Annotated in this window: 15 protein-coding genes; 6 read left to right on the top strand and 9 right to left on the bottom strand. The window is 70.1% G+C overall.

All coding sequences use genetic code 11. The features are described from left to right. The 5 genes from ACE3RQ_RS09125 to ACE3RQ_RS09105 form a co-directional block, all read right to left on the bottom strand. Positions 1-100, bottom strand: a 100-nt coding sequence (locus tag ACE3RQ_RS09125; protein ID WP_374521659.1) for a CoA-transferase, incomplete at its 3' end; no start/stop codon positions are given. 83 nt (positions 101-183) lie between these two features. Further along, complete coding sequence (locus ACE3RQ_RS09120; protein ID WP_374521654.1) at positions 184-1098, bottom strand: dioxygenase; 915 nt, start codon at positions 1096-1098, stop codon at positions 184-186. A 34-nt stretch (positions 1099-1132) separates the two neighbouring features. After that, complete coding sequence (locus ACE3RQ_RS09115; RefSeq protein WP_374521653.1) at positions 1133-2125, bottom strand: tripartite tricarboxylate transporter substrate binding protein; 993 nt, start codon at positions 2123-2125, stop codon at positions 1133-1135. Between the two features lie 40 nt (positions 2126-2165). Next, positions 2166-2444 (bottom strand): muconolactone Delta-isomerase, encoded by a 279-nt coding sequence (gene catC / locus ACE3RQ_RS09110; RefSeq protein WP_374521652.1) that lies wholly within the window; start codon positions 2442-2444, stop codon positions 2166-2168. Between the two features lie 25 nt (positions 2445-2469). After that, entirely contained in the window at positions 2470-3654 is a 1185-nt protein-coding gene (locus ACE3RQ_RS09105; protein WP_374521651.1) for a muconate cycloisomerase family protein, read from the bottom strand. 129 nt (positions 3655-3783) lie between these two features. Here ACE3RQ_RS09105 and cynR point away from each other — a divergent pair, with 129 nt between their 5' ends. After that, positions 3784-4704 (top strand): transcriptional regulator CynR, encoded by a 921-nt coding sequence (cynR, locus tag ACE3RQ_RS09100; RefSeq protein WP_374521650.1) that lies wholly within the window; start codon positions 3784-3786, stop codon positions 4702-4704. Here the strand turns inward: cynR and ACE3RQ_RS09095 are convergent. Next, positions 4673-5446: an alpha/beta fold hydrolase gene (locus tag ACE3RQ_RS09095; RefSeq protein WP_374521649.1), complete on the bottom strand. Its 774-nt coding sequence runs from the start codon at positions 5444-5446 to the stop codon at positions 4673-4675. The genes cynR and ACE3RQ_RS09095 overlap by 32 nt on opposite strands. Positions 5447-5647: 201 nt before the next feature. Here ACE3RQ_RS09095 and ACE3RQ_RS09090 point away from each other — a divergent pair, with 201 nt between their 5' ends. Then, positions 5648-6502, top strand: a complete 855-nt coding sequence (locus tag ACE3RQ_RS09090; protein ID WP_374521648.1) for an NAD(P)-dependent oxidoreductase — start codon at positions 5648-5650, stop codon at positions 6500-6502. Positions 6503-6512: 10 nt separating this feature from the next. Here the strand turns inward: ACE3RQ_RS09090 and ACE3RQ_RS09085 are convergent, their stop codons facing one another. Continuing rightward, the gene (locus ACE3RQ_RS09085; RefSeq protein WP_374521647.1) at positions 6513-7271 is read right to left on the bottom strand and encodes a YoaK family protein; all 759 of its coding nucleotides are present in this window, start codon (positions 7269-7271) and stop codon (positions 6513-6515) included. A 27-nt stretch (positions 7272-7298) separates the two neighbouring features. Further along, positions 7299-8207 carry a squalene synthase HpnC gene (gene hpnC / locus ACE3RQ_RS09080; protein WP_374521646.1) on the bottom strand — a complete coding sequence of 303 codons (909 nt, stop codon included), beginning with the start codon at positions 8205-8207 and terminating at the stop codon, positions 7299-7301. Positions 8208-8291: 84 nt separating this feature from the next. Between hpnC and ACE3RQ_RS09075 the strand changes: the two genes are divergently transcribed. The 3 genes from ACE3RQ_RS09075 (at position 8292) to ACE3RQ_RS09065 (ending at position 13579) form a co-directional block, all read left to right on the top strand. Continuing rightward, positions 8292-9392, top strand: a complete 1101-nt coding sequence (locus ACE3RQ_RS09075; protein ID WP_374521645.1) for an efflux RND transporter periplasmic adaptor subunit — start codon at positions 8292-8294, stop codon at positions 9390-9392. Positions 9393-9399: 7 nt separating this feature from the next. Next, complete coding sequence (locus tag ACE3RQ_RS09070; protein WP_374521644.1) at positions 9400-12543, top strand: efflux RND transporter permease subunit; 3144 nt, start codon at positions 9400-9402, stop codon at positions 12541-12543. 136 nt (positions 12544-12679) lie between these two features. Further along, the gene (locus tag ACE3RQ_RS09065) at positions 12680-13579 is read left to right on the top strand and encodes a LysR family transcriptional regulator (protein ID WP_374521643.1); all 900 of its coding nucleotides are present in this window, start codon (positions 12680-12682) and stop codon (positions 13577-13579) included. On the opposite strand, the gene ACE3RQ_RS09060 is transcribed toward ACE3RQ_RS09065, so the two are convergent. Beyond that, the gene (locus tag ACE3RQ_RS09060) at positions 13539-14834 is read right to left on the bottom strand and encodes a D-amino acid dehydrogenase (RefSeq protein ID WP_374521642.1); all 1296 of its coding nucleotides are present in this window, start codon (positions 14832-14834) and stop codon (positions 13539-13541) included. The two genes, ACE3RQ_RS09065 and ACE3RQ_RS09060, sit on opposite strands and share 41 nt — an antisense overlap. Positions 14835-14988: 154 nt before the next feature. Between ACE3RQ_RS09060 and ACE3RQ_RS09055 the strand changes: the two genes are divergently transcribed. Then, entirely contained in the window at positions 14989-16341 is a 1353-nt protein-coding gene (locus ACE3RQ_RS09055) for an aspartate aminotransferase family protein (protein ID WP_374521641.1), read from the top strand. Positions 16342-16455 lie beyond the last annotated feature (114 nt).

Raw genomic sequence — 16455 nt, 5'->3', positions numbered from 1 at the left:
TGGGAATGCCCGCGGTGCCGAAGCCGCCGATGAGCACGGTGGCGCCGTCTTGCAGCCCGGCCAGGGCGGCCGATACCGAGGGCGCAATTTTGTCGATCATGAGCCATCTCCAAGAAGCGCAGCCGCTCGGGGCGGCTGCGTGAGGGGCCGGCCGCAGCGCGAGCCGGCCAAAGGGGCAGGGCCTCAGGCCTTGACGCGCTCCATGCGGGTCAGGGGCAGGGCCTCGTCTTCGGTCACTGCGTTCTGTAGCACGAAATTGAATCGCGAGCGAACGAATGGCTGGGTGATGCCAAGCGATTCGTAGCCAGCGGGCGCCACGTCGCGCTCGAGTTCCACCACCAGGCCGTCGCGGGTGGCGAAGGCGAAATCGTCGTCGATGTAGGTGTCGCCAGGGATGTTCACCTGCGTGGTCAGCGTGCGCTTGCCCGGGGCCACCACCAGGAAGTGGATGTGCGCGGGGCGGTGGCCGTGGCGGCCCAGGGCCTCGAACAGCTCAGACGTGGGGCTGTTGGGCGGAATGGAATAGCCCGGGGGCAGGGCGGTGCGGAAGCGGTACTGGCCTTGCGCGTCGGTCTCGATGCGGCGGCGCAGTTCGTAGGGCTTCATGCCAGGGAAGAAGTGCGAGTAGCCGCCCTGTTCGTTGGCGTGCCACACGTCCACCATGGCGTGGGGCACGGGCTGGCCGGCCAGGTCCAGCACCTGGCCTTCCATCACGAACACCTCGCCCTTGGGCTCGCCTTCGTCCACGCGCACCTCGGCTTTGGCGGTGGGGGCGCCGGCCACGAACAGCGGGCCTTCGATGGCGCGCGGCGTGCCGCCCACGCGGCCGGCCTTCTGGTCGGCCTCGTCGGCGCGGATGTCGAGCAGGCGGTCAAAGCCCAGGCCGGCGGTGATCAGGCCGGTCTGGCCACTGGCGCCCAGGCGGCTGAGCCAGTCGACGGCGGACCAGAACTCGTCGGCGCTCACGTCCATCTCGTCGATGGTCTTGAACAGGTCGCTCACGATGCGCTGGGTGAGGGCGCGCACGCGGGCATTGCCCGGGGCCACCTGCACGGTGTTCACCAGGTCCAGCAGCTGTTGTTGGGTGTATTCGGCCATGGGGTATCTCCTCGTTCTGGGGTGGCGGGAGGGGTCAGTCGAGCTTGATGCCGCGCTCGGTGATGAGCTTGGTCCACATGGCGGTTTCGCGCGCCAGGTGGGCGGCCATTTCCTCGGGGGTGGAGCCCACGGGCTCGGCGCCGATGGCGTCCAGGCGCTCGATCACGTCGGGCTGCTTCATGGCATCGAGCAGGGCCTTGTTGATCTTGGCCACCACCGCCTTGGGCGTGCCGGCCGGGGCGAACACGGCGAACCAGGGCGACACGTCGTAGCCGGCCACGCCGGCCTCGGCCATGGTGGGCACGTTGGGCAGGGCCTTGGAGCGCTTGGCGGTGGTCACGGCCAGGGCACGCAGCTTGCCCGACTGCAGGTGCGGCTTGGCCGAGGTGATGCTGTCGAACATGTAGTTCACCTGGCCGCCCAGCAGGTCGCTCACGGCCGGGCCGCTGCCCTTGTAGGGCACGTGCAGCATTTCCACCTTGGCCAGCGAGGTGAACATCTCGCCCGCCAGGTGAATGGATGTGCCGTTGCCGGCCGAGGCGTAGGCCAGCTTGCCGGGTTCCTTGCGGGCGGCGGCGATCACGTCGGCCACGCTCTTCACGTTGGGCTGGGTCTGGTTGGTGACCAGCACGTTGGGCACCACGGCCAGCAGGCTCACCGGGGCGAAGTCTTTCACCGGGTCGTAGCTGAGCTTGCCGTACAGCGGCTTGTTGGTGGCCATGCCGATCGACGTGATCATGATGGTGTGGCCATCGGCCGGGGCCTTGGCCACCAGGTCGGCGCCGATGTTGCCGCCCGCGCCGGGCTTGTTCTCGATCACGAAGCTCTGGCCCAGGGTCTTGCCGGCCTTCTCGCCCAGGATGCGGGCGATGGCGTCCATGGCGCCACCGGGCGGGAAGGGCACCACCCAGCGCACCGGCTTGGTGGGCCAGTCGGTGGACTGGGCTTGCGCGGCGAAGGGAGCAAAGGCGCCGGTGGCGGCGGTGGTGGCAACGAGGGCGGCGAGCAGGTGGCGGCGCGAGGTCATGGGGGTTGTCTCCGGGAGCGGGAAAAAGGCAAGGCGGCCGTCAGGCGATGGCCGAGGGGTGCTGGGCCAGCGGCGTGACCGAGATCTTCATGTAGGGGAACAGCGGCAGCTGCGACAGCAGGGTGTGCAGCTCGTCGTTGGAGGCCACGTCGAACACGCTGTAGTTGGCGTATTCGCCCACCACGCGCCACAAGTGGCGCCAGCGGCCGTCGCGCTGCAGGTCTTGCGCGTAGGCCTTCTCGCGGGCCTTGATCTCGTTGGCCTGCTCGGCGGGCATGTCGTTGGGGATGTTCACGTCCATGCGAACGAGGTAGAGCATGTCGGTCCTTTCGGTAGAGGAGGGGTCAGGCCTTGGCGGTGGCCTGGCCCAGGTCGATGTGGGTGGCTTGCAGGCCGGCGCGGCGGCGGTCAAAGCGCTCGAGCTGCGCCAGGTCAATCTCCACGCCGAAGCCCGGGCCGTCGGGCAGTTGCAGTTCAAAGTCGGCAATGGCCATGCGCTCGGTGACGATGTCGTCCACCAGCAGTTGCGGGCCGAACAGCTCGCAGCCGTGGTGCTGGGCGCCCAGGGTGGCGAACACGTGGGCCGAGGCGGCGCTGCCCAGCGAGGTCTCCAGCATGGTGCCGCCGTACCAGCCGATGTCGGCGGCCTCGGCCACCGCGGCCACGGCGCGGGTGCGCAGCAGGCCGCCATGCTTGGCCACCTTCAGCGAGAACACGTGGCTGGCCTGCTCGCGCGCCAGGCGCATGGCGTCTTGCGGGGTGCACACGGTTTCATCCGCCATGATGCTGGCGCGGTCGCCCAGGGTGGCGGTCAGGGTCTTGAGCGCCTCCACGTTCCACTTGGCCACGGGCTGTTCGATCAGCGTGACGCCGGCGTCGATCATTTGGGGCAGGAAGCGGCGCGCGGTGTTGCCGTCCCAGGCCTGGTTCACGTCCACCGTGAGCGTCGCCTTGCCTTGCAGGCTGCGGGCGATCTCGCTCACGTGGGCCACGTCATCGGCCGGGCGGCGCGCGCCGATCTTCATCTTGAAGATGCGGTGGCGCTTTTGCTCCAGGCGCAGGTGGGCTTCTTCAATGTCGCGCTCGATGTGGCCGCTGGCCAGCGTCCAGGCCAGGGGCAGGCTCTCATGGCGCTTGCCGCCCAGCAGCTGCCAGGCCGGCACGCCCAGGGTGCGCGCCACGGCGTCGATCAGGGCCATTTCCACCGCGCTCTTGGCGAAGGCGTTGCCCTTGCACCAGGCGTCCATGCGGGCCAGGGCCGCTTCAATGCGGCGGCCGTCCTGGCCGATCAGGGCCGGGGCCAGGTAGGCCTCGATCGCGTGCTGAATGCTCTCGGGCGATTCTTCGTTCCACGAAGGGCCGCCGATGGTGGCGGCCTCGCCGAAGCCGGTGGCCCCGTTGGCCAGCCAGAGCTGCACGATCACCGGGCTCTGGCGGCTGATGGCGCCGAACGACAGCTTGTGCGGCCGGATGGTGGGGATGTCGAGGATGCGGGCCTCGATGCGTTCGATGAGGAGAGGGCCAGTCATGGGGGCGCGGTGGGGTTGAATCACAAAGCCTGGGCAGGTTAATGACAAGCGAATACCGTTTCCAATGATTTATTCGGCACATACCATTCGATACCATCGAACAGTCTTGCCCACCCACCGGAGCCCGCCATGGAGATGCGCCAACTGCGTTACTTCCTCGACATCGCCCACACCGAGCACCTCACCCTGTCGGCGCGCAACCTCTTTGTCACCCAGTCCACGCTCTCGCACGGCCTGCGCCAACTGGAGCAAGAGCTGGGCGTGAGCCTGTTTGACCGCGTGGGCCGAGGCCTGAAGCTCTCGCAGGCCGGGCTGGCCTTTCGTGACCACGCGCTGCGCGCCCTCAAAGAGCTGGAGGCCGGGCGCATGGCCCTGTCTGAGCTGAACGGCCTGCAAAGTGGGCGGCTTACGGTGGGCGTGTTCCCCACCTTCCTCAACACCCTGGTGCCGGCCACGGTGGCCGCCTTCAGCCAGGCCTACCCGGGCGTCACGGTGGAGGTGCGCGACCTGCGCGCCGGCCCGATCGAAGAGCAGGTGCTCAGCGGCGAGCTGGACCTGGGCATCGCCTTCCACCCCGCGCGCCACGAAGACATCGACACCGAGCACCTGTTCGACGAGCGCCTGCTGCTGGTGCTCAGCCCCGCCCACCCCTGGGCCAAGCGCCGCTCGGTGGAACTGCGCCAGTTGGCCGAGCTGCCGCTGGCCCTGTTGCCGCGCAGCTTCGCCACGCGCCGCCTGATCGATGACCACTTCGCGCAGGCCGGTGTGAAGCCCCTGGTGCGGGTGGAGATGGAATCGGTGGAGGCGCTCATCGGCGTGTGCCGCTGGAGCGAGTTGGCCACCATCGCGCCCGAGCGGGCGGCGGCCCAGGCGCCCGACCTGGTGGCGCTGGCGCTGAAGGCGCCGGTGATCGTGCGCCACGCCGGCGTGCTGTGGCGCCGGGGTTCGTCGCGCAGCGCGGCCGCGCGCGAATTCGCGGCGCTGCTGCGCCCCACCACGCAGCGCGCCGCGGCCAGCCTCAAGCCGGCAGGCCCGCCCAGAACTCGGTGAGCAGGGCCGCGAAGGCCTGGGGTTGCTCGATGGCGCTCAGGTGCGAGGCCGCCAGGTGGCGCAGGCGGGCGCCCGGAATGGTGGCGGCCATGGCTTCGGACATGGCCATGGGCGTGGCGTCGTCGCGCGTGCCACCGATCACCAGCGTGGGGCGGTTGATGCGCGCATTGCCAGCGGCCAGGTCGATCGCGCCCACCGCCAGGCAGGCCTGCACGTAGGCCTCGGGGTCGTTGGCCAGCAGCACGGCGCGCTGCTGCGCCACCAGTGCTGCGCCCTGCGCGTCGGCGCGGAACTCGGGCGTGAACCAGCGCGCCATGGCGCCGTCGGCAATGGCGGCCATGCCCTGGCCGCGCACCGTGTCCACGCGCAACTGCCAGCCGGCGCGGGCGGCCTCGTCGTACTGCTGGGCCGAGTTGGCGATCACCAGGCTGCGCACGGCCGCCGGGTGGCGCGCGGCCAGGGCCTGGGCGGTCATGCCGCCCATCGACAGGCCCACAAAGTGCACCGGGCCCAGGTTCAGGCCGGCGATCAGCTCGGCCGCGTCGTCGGCCATGTCGTCCATGGAGAAAGCGCCCGGCACGATGGGCGAGCGGCCGTGGCCACGGTGGTCGTAGCGCACCACGGTGAAGCGCTCGCGCAGCGCGGCGGCCACGCCGTCCCACATGGACAGGTCACAGCCCAGCGCGTGGCTGAGCACGACGGCGGGGCCTTGGCCCTCGCGAACGGTGTGAAGTTGGGGCATGGGTTGGGTCCTCAGGCGTTGAACGTGGCGCCCGGGGTGGGCGCCCAAAACGGCGGCATTGTGCCCGCAGCCTCGCGCGCACGCGGGGCCGCACGCGAGCGCGATGCGCCCGCGCCACGCCGCGCTGGCGACGCGTCGCCGGACCGCCTACGATGGTCCCCGGGGTATTTGCCCCACACCGCCCACCACCGGGAGCCCTCCATGAACGTGCACCTGATCGGCCTTGGCCACCTCGGCCTGCCCCTGGCCCGTCACCTGGCGGCGCAGGGCCATGAGGTCACCGTGTCAGACACCAGCGCCGCGCGCCAGAACCTCGCGGCTCAGGCCGGTTTGCGGGCGGCCGACACCACCGAGGCCTTGCCCGAATCGCAGGCGGTGGTCACCTGCCTCAGCGACGACGCGGCCCTGCGCGCCGTGTCGTGGAACCTGGCCCGGCAGGCCAGCCCCGGCACCCTGATGCTGGACACCAGCACGGTCTCGCCCGAGGGGTCGGCCGCGGTGGCCGAGCGCCTGGCCCAGGCCCGGTTGCCCTACCTGCGCTGCGCGCTTTCGGGCACCCGCGCCATGGCCGACGCCGGGCGCCTGACGGTGCTGGCCTCCGGCCCGCAGAGCGCCTTCGAGCGGGCGCGGCCCCTGCTGCGCGCCTGGGGGCCCAATGCCTTCTACCTGGGCGATGCCGAGCAGGCGCGCTGGATGAAGCTGGTGCTGGGCCTGATGCAGGCCCACACCCTGGCCATGCTGGCCGAGGGCCTGGCGTTGGGGCAGACGGGCGGCCTCGCTTGGGAAGACATGTGCGACGTGCTGGCCAGCAGCACCGTGGCCTCGCCCCTGGTGCAAGCGCGCCTGCCGGCCCTGCGCGGGCACGATTTCTCGCCCGTGTTCAGCGTGGCCCAAGCCCAGAAAGACCTGGCGCTGGCCTTGGCCGCCGCCCAGGCCAGTGGGGTGGCCACGCCGCATGCGGCCTTGGTGGCCCAGGCCCTGCAGGCCGCCGCCGACGCGGGTTGGGAAGCCGAAGACCAGACCGCCATCGTGAAGCTGGCGGCCAAGGGTGGGTGAGCGCTGAGGCCTAGCCGCGCTGGCGCCAGGGCCGGCGCCGCCAGTCGTCTGCCAGCGGCACGGCGGCCAGGGCCGCCAGCATCAGCGCCAGCGGCACGCTGGACACGTAGCCCAGCTTCTGAAAGCCAAACGCCCCCGCGATGGCACCCGCCGTGAAAGACGCCAGCAGGCCACCCAGCACCACGAAGCGCTGGCGGTTGGCGCGCACGGGCGGTGTGTCGCGCTGGGTGCGGTTCCAGTAGACGAGCTTGCCCAGTTCGATGCCCAGGTCGGTCACCACGCCGGTCATGTGGGTGGTGCGGATCACCGCGCCCGACAGCTTGGTGACCACCGCGTTCTGCAGGCCCATCACGAAGCACAGCAACACCACCGTGGCCGGCAGCAGCAGCACGCCTTCCACCTGCGACAGCCGCGCGCCCATGAGGCCGAACACCAGGATCAGCGCGGCTTCCAGCATCAGCGGCAAGGCGTAGGTGCTGCTCAGGTGGCGCCGCCGCGCGAAGTTCACCAGGAGGGCGCAGGCCATGGCGCCCAGCACGAAGGCCGCCACGCCCACGATCGCGTCCACCACCAGGTTCAGGTGGCCCAGCGCCAGCTCGTCGGCCAGCGACGACAGCCTGCCCGTGACGTGCGAGGTGTAGGTCTGCACCGCCAGAAACCCCCCGGCGTTCAAGGCGCCGGCCACGAAGGCGAGCGTCCAGCCCAGTTGGCGATTGGCGGTGATGGTGCGGTGGCGACCGACGAGAAAGCGCGCGTAATGGACCGGCATGGCCCGAGTGTAAGAACCCGGCCCGATTCAGTGGACCCGGCTCGTGGGCACCGGCTGCCGCCAGGCGCGCCACAGCAGGCGCGGCGCGTCGGCCGGGCTCAGCTTGACGCGCTGTTGCCAGCTGCGGTGGCCCATGGCCGCGATGCGCTCCAGCACCCGCAGCCCGCCGTGCACCACCAGGCGCAGTTCCCAGCCAGCGCGCCCGGGCACCTGGCGCACCAGCGGCGCGCCGGCCAGCATCAGCTCGCGGGCTTGCCCGCACAGCTCGCGCACCAAAGCGGCGCGCGGCACGTCCAGCGCCGGGTCGTCGCGCGAGAAGTCTTCCACCGTGAGGCCATGTGTGGCCAGTGCATCGGCTGGCAGGTAATGGCGCTGGCGCGGCAGGTCCACACTGATGTCTTGCCAGAAGTTGATGAGCTGCAGCGCGCTGCAAATCTGGTCGCTCTGGTGCAGGGCCTGGGCATCGTGCACGCCGTACAGGTGCAACAACAAGCGGCCCACCGGGTTGGCCGAGAGCCGGCAATAGGTCAGCAGCTCGGCGTGGTCGGCGTAGCGGTGGCCACTGGCGGTGTGGCGCACGTCTTGCTCGAAGGCGCTGATCAGGTCGTGCAGCAGGGCGGGGGGCAGGGCGTGTTGCCGCACCGCCTGGGCCAGCGGGCCGAAGAGGTTGGCCCAGCGCGCCGTGGGCTGCCCGGCCAGGGCGGCGTCCAGCGCGGCGCGGTAGGCGGCCAGGTCGGCCAGGCGCTGGGGGGCGTCGGCAGTGCCTTCGTCGGCGATGTCGTCGGCCGTGCGGGCGAAGTGGTACAGCGCGGCCACCGCAGGGCGAAGCCGGGGCGGGCAGAGCACCGATGCCACCGGAAAATTCTCGTAATGGCCCACCTCGCCGCCCAGGGGCATGCGGGTGTTGGCAGAGGGGGAATGGGCCGTTTGGGGCATGGCGGCTAGTCTACAATTTGGCGCTTACTAACCGGTCAGTCAGTAACTGAGCCGCCCTGGGCTGGCTCCCTTTAGAGGTCGCACATGAAAGCACCGTCGCTGTTTTTGCTGTTGAGTGTGTCGTTGGCCCTGGTGGCCTGTTCGCGGCCCGAACCGCCGGCCGAGCCGGTGCGGGCGGTGAAGCTGTTGACGGTGGGCGCAGAGGGCCTGAGCGCCCGCGCCGAGCTGCCGGGCGAGGTGCGCGCGCGCATCGAGTCGCGCCTGGGCTTCCGCGTGGGCGGCAAGCTGGTGCAGCGCCCCGCCCAACTGGGCCAGCGCGTGGCCGCTGGCGAGCTGCTGGCCAGCCTGGACCCGAGCGACCTGGCCCTGGGCAGCCAGGCCGCGCAAGCCGCCGTGGCCGCCGCCCAGACCCAGCGCGACCTGGCCGCCGCCGACCTGAAGCGTTACCAGGAACTGCAGGCCCAGGGCTTTGTGAGCGGGGCCGAGATCGACCGCCGCCAGGCCACCTTGCGCGCGGCCGAGGCCACGCTCAAGCAGGCGCAGGCGCAAAGCGCGGTGCAGGGCAACCAGGCCACCTACGCCCGGCTGATGGCCGACGCCCCGGGCGTGGTGGTGGGCGTGGAGGCCGAGGTGGGGCAGGTGGTGTCCACCGGCGCCACGGTGGTGCGCGTGGCGCGCGACGGCGCCCGCGATGTGGTGATTGCCGTGCCCGAAGACCGGGTGGCCCTGCTGCGCCCGGGCCAGGGCGCCCAGGTGCGCCTGTGGGCAGCGGGCGAGCAGGCCGCGCCGGTGCCGGGCACCGTGCGCGAAGTGGCCGCCAGCGCCGACCCCGTGACCCGCACTTACCAGGTGAAGGTGGGCCTGCCCGATGGGTTGGCCGCGCCACTGGGCGCCACGGCGGTGGTGACGCTGTCGTGGGGCCAGGAAAAGATGCCGCCGGTCATCAAGCTGCCTGGGGCGGCGGTGATGGCCAGCAACGAAGGCGACCGCCAGGGCAGCATGGTGTGGGTGTTTGACCCGGCCACCAGCACGGTGCAGCCGCGCCCGGTGAAGGTGGCCACGGTGGACGGCAACGCCATGGTCATCGCCGAGGGCCTGAAGCTGGGCGAAGAGGTGGTGGCCGCGGGCGGGCACGTGCTCACGCCGGGGCAGAAGGTCACGCGCTTCCAGGCCTCGGGCAAGTGAGGCGGGCATGAGCGTCAATCAACCCTCCACAGGCGACGGCGGCTGGATCTCGCGCTTCAACCTCTCGCAGTGGGCGCTGGACCACCAGGCCCTCACGCGCTACCTCATGATCGTGCTGATGGTGCTGGGCGTGGCCAGCTACTTCCAGCTCGGGCAGGACGAAGACCCACCGTTCACTTTCCGCGCCATGGTGGTGCGGGTGTTCTGGCCTGGCGCCACGGCGCAGCAGGTGGCCGAACAGGTGGCCGACCGCATTGAGCGCACCTTGCAAGAGGTGCCCTATGCCGACAAGATTCGCAGCTACAGCAAGCCCGGCGAGGCGCTGATCATCTTCCAGCTCAAGGACAATTCGCCCCCGGGCGAGGTCCCGCAGCTCTGGTACACGGTGCGCAAGAAGGTGGGCGACATCCGCTCGCAACTGCCCTCGGGCGTGCAGGGGCCGTTTTTCAACGACGAGTTTGGCGACGTGTACGGCGTGATCTACGCCCTGCAAGGCCCGGGCTTCTCGCCGCCTGAACTGAAGCAGGCCGCTGATGACGTGCGCCAGCGCCTGCTGCGCGTGCGCGACGTGAGCAAGGTCGAGCTCTTTGGCGTGCAGCCCGAGAAGGTGTTTGTCGAGATTTCGCAGCAGCGCCTGGCCACCCTGGGCCTGAACCTGCCGCAGGTGCTGGAGCAGCTCGGCCAGCAGAACGCGGTGGCCTCGGCCGGCGCGGTGCAGTCGCCGCAAGACGTGGTGCAGGTGCGCGTGGCCGGCCAGTTCCATTCGGTGCAAGAGCTGCGCTCGCTGCCCATTCGCGCGGGCAACGGCCGCCAGCTTCGCCTGGGCGACATCGCCGAGGTGGTGCGCGGCACCATCGACCCGCCCGAGGTGCTGGTGCGCCACGACGGGCAAGACAGCATCGCCCTGGGCATTTCCATGGCCAAGGGTGGCGACATCATCGCCCTGGGCAAGGCCTTGCAAGGCGCCGTGACCGACATCGAGCGCACCCTGCCGGCCGGCATGAAGCTGGTGCAGGTGCAAGACCAGCCGCGCGCGGTGGCCACCTCGGTGAACGAGTTCGTGAAAGTGCTGATCGAGGCGGTGGTGATCGTGCTGGCGGTGAGCTTTCTCTCGCTGGGCCTGCACCGCCGACCGGGCGGCACCGGCCTGCGCCGCTACATCCTGGACGTGCGCCCCGGCATGGTGGTGTTCATCACCATTCCGCTGGTGCTGGCCATCACCTTCCTGGTGATGCATTACTGGGGCATCGGCCTGCACAAGGTCTCGCTGGGCTCGCTCATCATCGCCCTGGGCCTGCTGGTGGACGACGCCATCATCGCGGTGGAAATGATGGTGCGAAAGCTCGAAGAAGGGCACGACATCTGGCGCGCCGCCACCTTCACCTGGGACGTGACCGCCATGCCCATGCTCACCGGCACGCTCATCACGGCCGCGGGTTTCCTGCCCATCGGCATGGCCAAGTCGAGCACGGGCGAATACACCTTCGCCATCTTCGGCGTCACCGTGGTGGCGCTGGTGGTGTCGTGGCTGGTGGCGGTGATGTTTGTGCCCTACCTGGGCGTGAAGCTGCTGAAGGTGAAGCCGCACACCGGCGCCATTCAAGAGGTGTACGACGGCCCCTTCTACGACCGCTTCCGCGCGCTGGTGGACTGGTGCGTTAAGCACCGCTGGCTCACCATCGGGGCCACCATCCTCACCTTTGTGCTGGGCCTGGCGGGCATGGGCAAAGTGCAGCAGCAGTTTTTCCCTGACTCCAGTCGCCCCGAGATTCTGGTGGACCTGTGGCTGCCAGAAGGCACGCCCGTGCTGGCGGTGGACGAGGTGACGCGCCGCGTGGAAAAGCGCCTGGCGCAAGAGGCCAGCGTGCAGAGCGTGACCACCTGGGTGGGCTCTGGCGTGCCGCGCTTCTACCTGCCGCTGGACCAGATCTTTCCGCAGACCAACGTGGCGCAGCTCATCGTGCTGCCGCATTCCCTGGCTGAGCGCGAGCAATTGCGCAAGGCCTTGCCGCAACTGCTGGCCACCGAGTTCCCCGAGGTGCGTGGGCGCGTGAAGCTGCTGCCCAACGGGCCACCGGTGCCGTACCCGGTGCAGTTCCGCGTGATGGGCCCCGAGCCCGCCACGCTGCGCCTGCTGGCCGACGAGGTGAAGCAGGTGATGCGCCAGAGCCCCAACACCCGCGGCGTGAACGACAACTGGAACGAGCCGGTCAAGCAGTTGCGCCTGGAGATCGACCAGACCAAGGCCCGCGCCCTGGGCGTGAGCAGCCAGAGCATCGCCGAGGCGGCGCGCACCATCCTGAGCGGCACCAACATCGGCCAGTACCGCGAAGGCGACGAACTCATCGACATCGTGCTGCGCCAGCCCCTGAGCGAGCGCGACGCCATCACCGACCTGGCCAACGCCAACCTGGCCACCGCCAGCGGCCAGACCGTGCCGCTGCTGCAGATCGCCCGCCCGGTGCTGGGCTGGGAGCCCGGTGTGCTGTGGCGCGAGAACCGCGAATACGCCATCACCGTGCAGGGCGACGTGGTGGAAGGCATGCAGGGCGCCACCGTCACGGCCGAGCTGTTGCCCGCGCTCCAGACCTTGCAGGCGCGCTGGGCCAGCGAAGGCCGCCTGGGCTACCACATCGAGGTGGCGGGCGCGGTGGAGGAAAGCAGCAAGGGCTCGTCGTCGATTGCCGCTGGCGTGCCGCTGATGCTGTTCATCGTGTTCACCCTGCTGATGCTGCAGTTGCAGAGCTTCAGCCGCGCCATGCTGGTCTTCCTCACCGGCCCGCTGGGCCTGGCGGGTGTGGCCGGTGCGCTGCTGCTGCTCAACCGCCCCTTCGGCTTCGTGGCGCTGCTGGGCGTGATCGCCCTCATGGGCATGATCCAGCGCAACTCGGTGATCCTGATCGACCAGATTGAGCAAGACCGCGCGCGCGGCGTGCCGGCCTGGGACGCCATCGTCGAGGCCGCCGTGCGCCGCATGCGCCCCATCGTGCTGACCGCGGCCGCCGCCGTGCTGGCCATGATCCCGCTGTCTCGCAGCGTGTTCTGGGGCCCGATGGCGGTGGCCATCATGGGCGGGCTGATCGTGGCCACGGTGCTGACCTTGCTGGCGCTGCCGGCGATGTACGCGGCGTGGTTCAGGATTAAACGGTAACCCCCCCGCGCCGCCTTCGGCGTCACCCCCCTCGGGGGGCAACACCCTGCGGCCCGGCGGAGCCGGTTCCGCGGTGTTACTCGACGGCGCGCGCCACCCGGCGCGCGCAAGACGGTTTTGCGCGACACAATTCCGCATGCGCCTGCGTCACATCGAAGTCTTCAACGCCGTCATGCTCACCGGCAGCGTGAGCGCGGCGGCCCGCATGATCAACGTCACCCAGCCGGCGGTGAGTCGCACCTTGCAGCACGCGGAGTTGCAGTTGGGGTTTGCTTTGTTTCACCGGGTGGGCGGGCGGCTGCAGCCCACGGTGGAGGCGCAGACGCTGTACCCGCTGGTGGAGCGCTTGTTCAACCAGTTGGATGAGGTGCAGCGGCTCTCGGCCAGCCTGCGCGGCGGGCGCCGGCAGGGCGAGTTGCGGGTGCTGACCGTGCTGGCCTTGAGCTACGAGGTGTTGCCGCGCGCGGTGCGGCTGTTTCGGGCCAAGTACCCCTCGGTGCACGTGCACCACCAAGGCCTGCACTCGCCGCAGATCGTCTCGGCCCTGCTGCTGCAAGAGGCCGACGTGGGCTATGTGTTCACCACCAGCGCGCACCCCGCGCTGGTCCAAGAGCGCCTGGGCGAACGGCCGGTGGTGGCGGTGGTGCCCAAGGGCCTGCTGACGCCGCGCCAGCGCCAGGCCGGTTCACTGAAGCTGGCCGACCTGGCGGCCTTGCCGGTGATTGGCATCGACGGCCAAGACCCGCTGGGTATGCTGCTGGCGCACGCGCTGCGCGACGTGTCAGACCAGCTCAACACCGTGATGACGGTGCAGACCTACCACGTGGCCCTGGCCCTGGCGCACCACGGCGTGGGCGTGGCCCTGGTGGAAGGCTGTACCGCCGCCTCGGCCCAGGCCGACAAGGTGGACGTGCTGCCGCTGGACCCCGCGCTCAGCACGCCCGTGCAGGCCCTGCGCTCCAGCGCGCGGGCGCAGTCGGTGCACTCGCGGGCTTTTACGCGCTGCATGCAGCAGGCGCTGCAGCAACTGGGCTGACATCGCTGGCACCGCGCCCGTGCAGCAGCGCGCTCAGGCGCGTGGCGCTGCCGGCGGCCAGGGTGAAGCCCAGTGCGCCGTGGCCCACGTTGAACAGCAGGTTGGCCGGGGCCTGGGGCAGGGTGCCCACGATGGGCCGCGCCGTGGGCGTGGCCGGGCGCAGGCCGGCCCAGGGCTGCACCTCGGTGCCGATGTGGGCCTGCGGGAACACCTCGCGCGTTTGCTGAATGAGGCGATCGATGCGGCCTGGCGGAATGTCGCGGTTCTCGCCCACCAACTCGGCCATGCCCGCCACGCGCAGGCGGTCGCCCAGGCGGGCGAACACCAGCTTGCGCTTGGCGTCGGTCACGTTCACCGTGGGCGCGCCCGTGCCCTGGCCGGGCAGGGTGATGCTGTAGCCCTTGAGCGGGTAGATCGGCAGGCGCACGCCCAGTGTGCGGGCCAGCGCCACCGAGCCGGTGCCCAGTGCCAGCACCACGGCATCGGTGTCGATGAAACCCTTGGCCGTCTGCACCGCCGCCACCTGGCCCTGGCGCACCACCAGGCCATCAATGGCCGTGTCCAGCACGAATCGCACGCCGCGCGTGGCCAGCCACCGGTGCAGCGAGCGGCAGACCTGCCCGGCGTCGGCCGCGCATTCGCCAGGGGTGTGAATGCCGCCCGCGTACTGGCTGAGGCTGTCGGCCAGGGCCGGCTCCACCGCCAGGCAGTCGGCCGGGCTGAGTGCATGTTGCTCGGTGCCCAGGGCCTGTTGCAGCGCCAGTTGCTGGCGGGCCGCGGCAAACGACTCGGCCGTGCTGTACATCACCAGCTTGCCGGTGGCGCTGAACTGGCCGTCGCTCAGGCCAGCGGCCAGCAGGTCGGCGCGCAGGGCATCAAAGGCGATTCGGCTCTCGGCCGCCAGGGCCAGCAACTGCGCGGTGGTTTCGCGCGAGACCGAGGCGCGGCAGGCCGCCAGGAACTGCAGGCCCCAGGCCCACTGGGCCGGGTCTAGCTTGATGCGCAGGCTCAAGGGCGAATCCTTGGCCAGCAGCAGCGTGGGCAGCTGGGCCCAGATCGACGGGTCGGCCAGGGGCTGCACGTAGGCGTAGCTCAGTTGCGCGCCGTTGGCCGCGCTGGCGCCGCTGCCGGGCTGGGCACGGTCGATCACGGTGACCTCGTGGCCATCGCGGTGCAGGCGCCAGGCCGTGGCCAGGCCCACGATGCCGGCGCCCAGAACGGCCACGCGGCGGGGAATGCGGTTCGGGTTTTCCATGAGAAAGAACTGTAGGCCGCGCCCACGCTGGGCGGGCATGAGAACTGCGCCGCCGCCCATGCCCGAAAGTTATGGGCTGGCCAGAAAAAAGCATGTGCGCCGCCACGGTGCCTGCATAGACTGCGGCTTTCTTCCCTTGCCCCGTCTTGTTGCCATGACCACGCCCCCCTCCCATGTGTTCCACCGCCAGTTGCGCCATGCCTTGCCCGTTGCCGTGAGCGGGCAGGGCGTCACCCTCACCGATGCGCAGGGCAAGACGTACATCGACGCCTCGGGCGGCGCGGCCGTGTCTTGCCTGGGCCATGGCCACCCCGACGTGGTGGCCGCCATGCACCGCCAGATCGACCAACTGGCCTACGCGCACACCAGCTTCTTCACCACCCAGGTGGCCGAAGAGCTGGCCGACCTGCTCATCGAGACCGCGCCCCAGGGCATGAGCCACGTGTACTTTGTGAGCGGCGGCTCCGAGGCGGTGGAGGCCGCGCTGAAGATGGCGCGCCAGTACTTTGTGGAAATTGGCCAGCCGCAGCGGCGCCATTTCATTGCCCGCCGGCAGAGCTACCACGGCAACACCCTGGGCGCGCTGGCCGTGGGCGGCAACGAATGGCGGCGCGAGCAGTTCAAGCCCCTGCTGATCGACGTGACCCATGTGTCGCCCTGCTACGAATACCGCGACCGCCGCGCCGACGAGACCCCCGAGCAATATGGCCAGCGCCTGGTGCACGAACTGGAACAAGCCATCGAGCAGCTCGGCCCACAGAACGTGATGGCCTTCGTGGCCGAAACCGTGGGTGGCGCCACGGCCGGCGTGCTCACCCCGGTGCCGGGTTACTTCCGCGGCGTGCGCGAGCTGTGCGACCGCCACGGCATCCTGCTCATCCTCGACGAGGTGATGTGCGGCATGGGCCGCACCGGCACCCTGCACGCCTGCGAACAAGACGGCGTGGTGCCCGACCTGCTCACCATTGCCAAGGGCCTGGGTGGCGGTTACCAGCCCATTGGCGCGGTGCTGGCGCAAGGCCGCGTCGTGGAGGCCTTCCGACAGGGCAGTGGCCTGTTCCAGCATGGCCACACCTACCTGGGGCACGCCGTGGCCTGTGCCGCGGCGCTGGCCGTGCAGCGCGTGATTCAGCGCGACGGCCTGCTGGCCCAGGTGCGTGAGCGTGGCGCCCAACTGCAAGCCGCCTTGCAGCGCACCTTTGGCGTGCACCCGAACGTGGGCGACATCCGCGGCCGTGGCCTGTTCTGGGGCATGGAGTTCGTGGCCGATCGCGATTCCAAGCAGTGGTTTGACCCGGCCCTGAAGCTGCACACCCGCCTGAAGGCCGCCGCCATGCGCGAAGGCCTGATGGTCTACCCCATGGGCGGCACGGTGGACGGCCGCTGCGGCGACCACGTGCTCTTGGCCCCCCCGTTCATCAGCACCCCCGAAGACATCGAGCAAATCGTGCAGCGCCTGGAACGCGCCTTGCATGCCACGCTGGCCGAGGTGAAGGCACCGGCTTGAGATGGCCCTTTCAAGCCCGGGTTAAACCCGGGACGATTGGTGCCCTGTGCATGGTGTACTTCGATTAGCATTCGCCCCCTCGTGGCCGGCCCTGATCGGGCGCCCGAATTTCCC

It is taken from the genome of Hydrogenophaga sp., from assembly GCF_041913525.1.
Classification (GTDB): Bacteria; Pseudomonadota; Gammaproteobacteria; order Burkholderiales; family Burkholderiaceae_C; genus Hydrogenophaga.
This window is presented reverse-complemented; position numbering and strand designations above follow the sequence as displayed.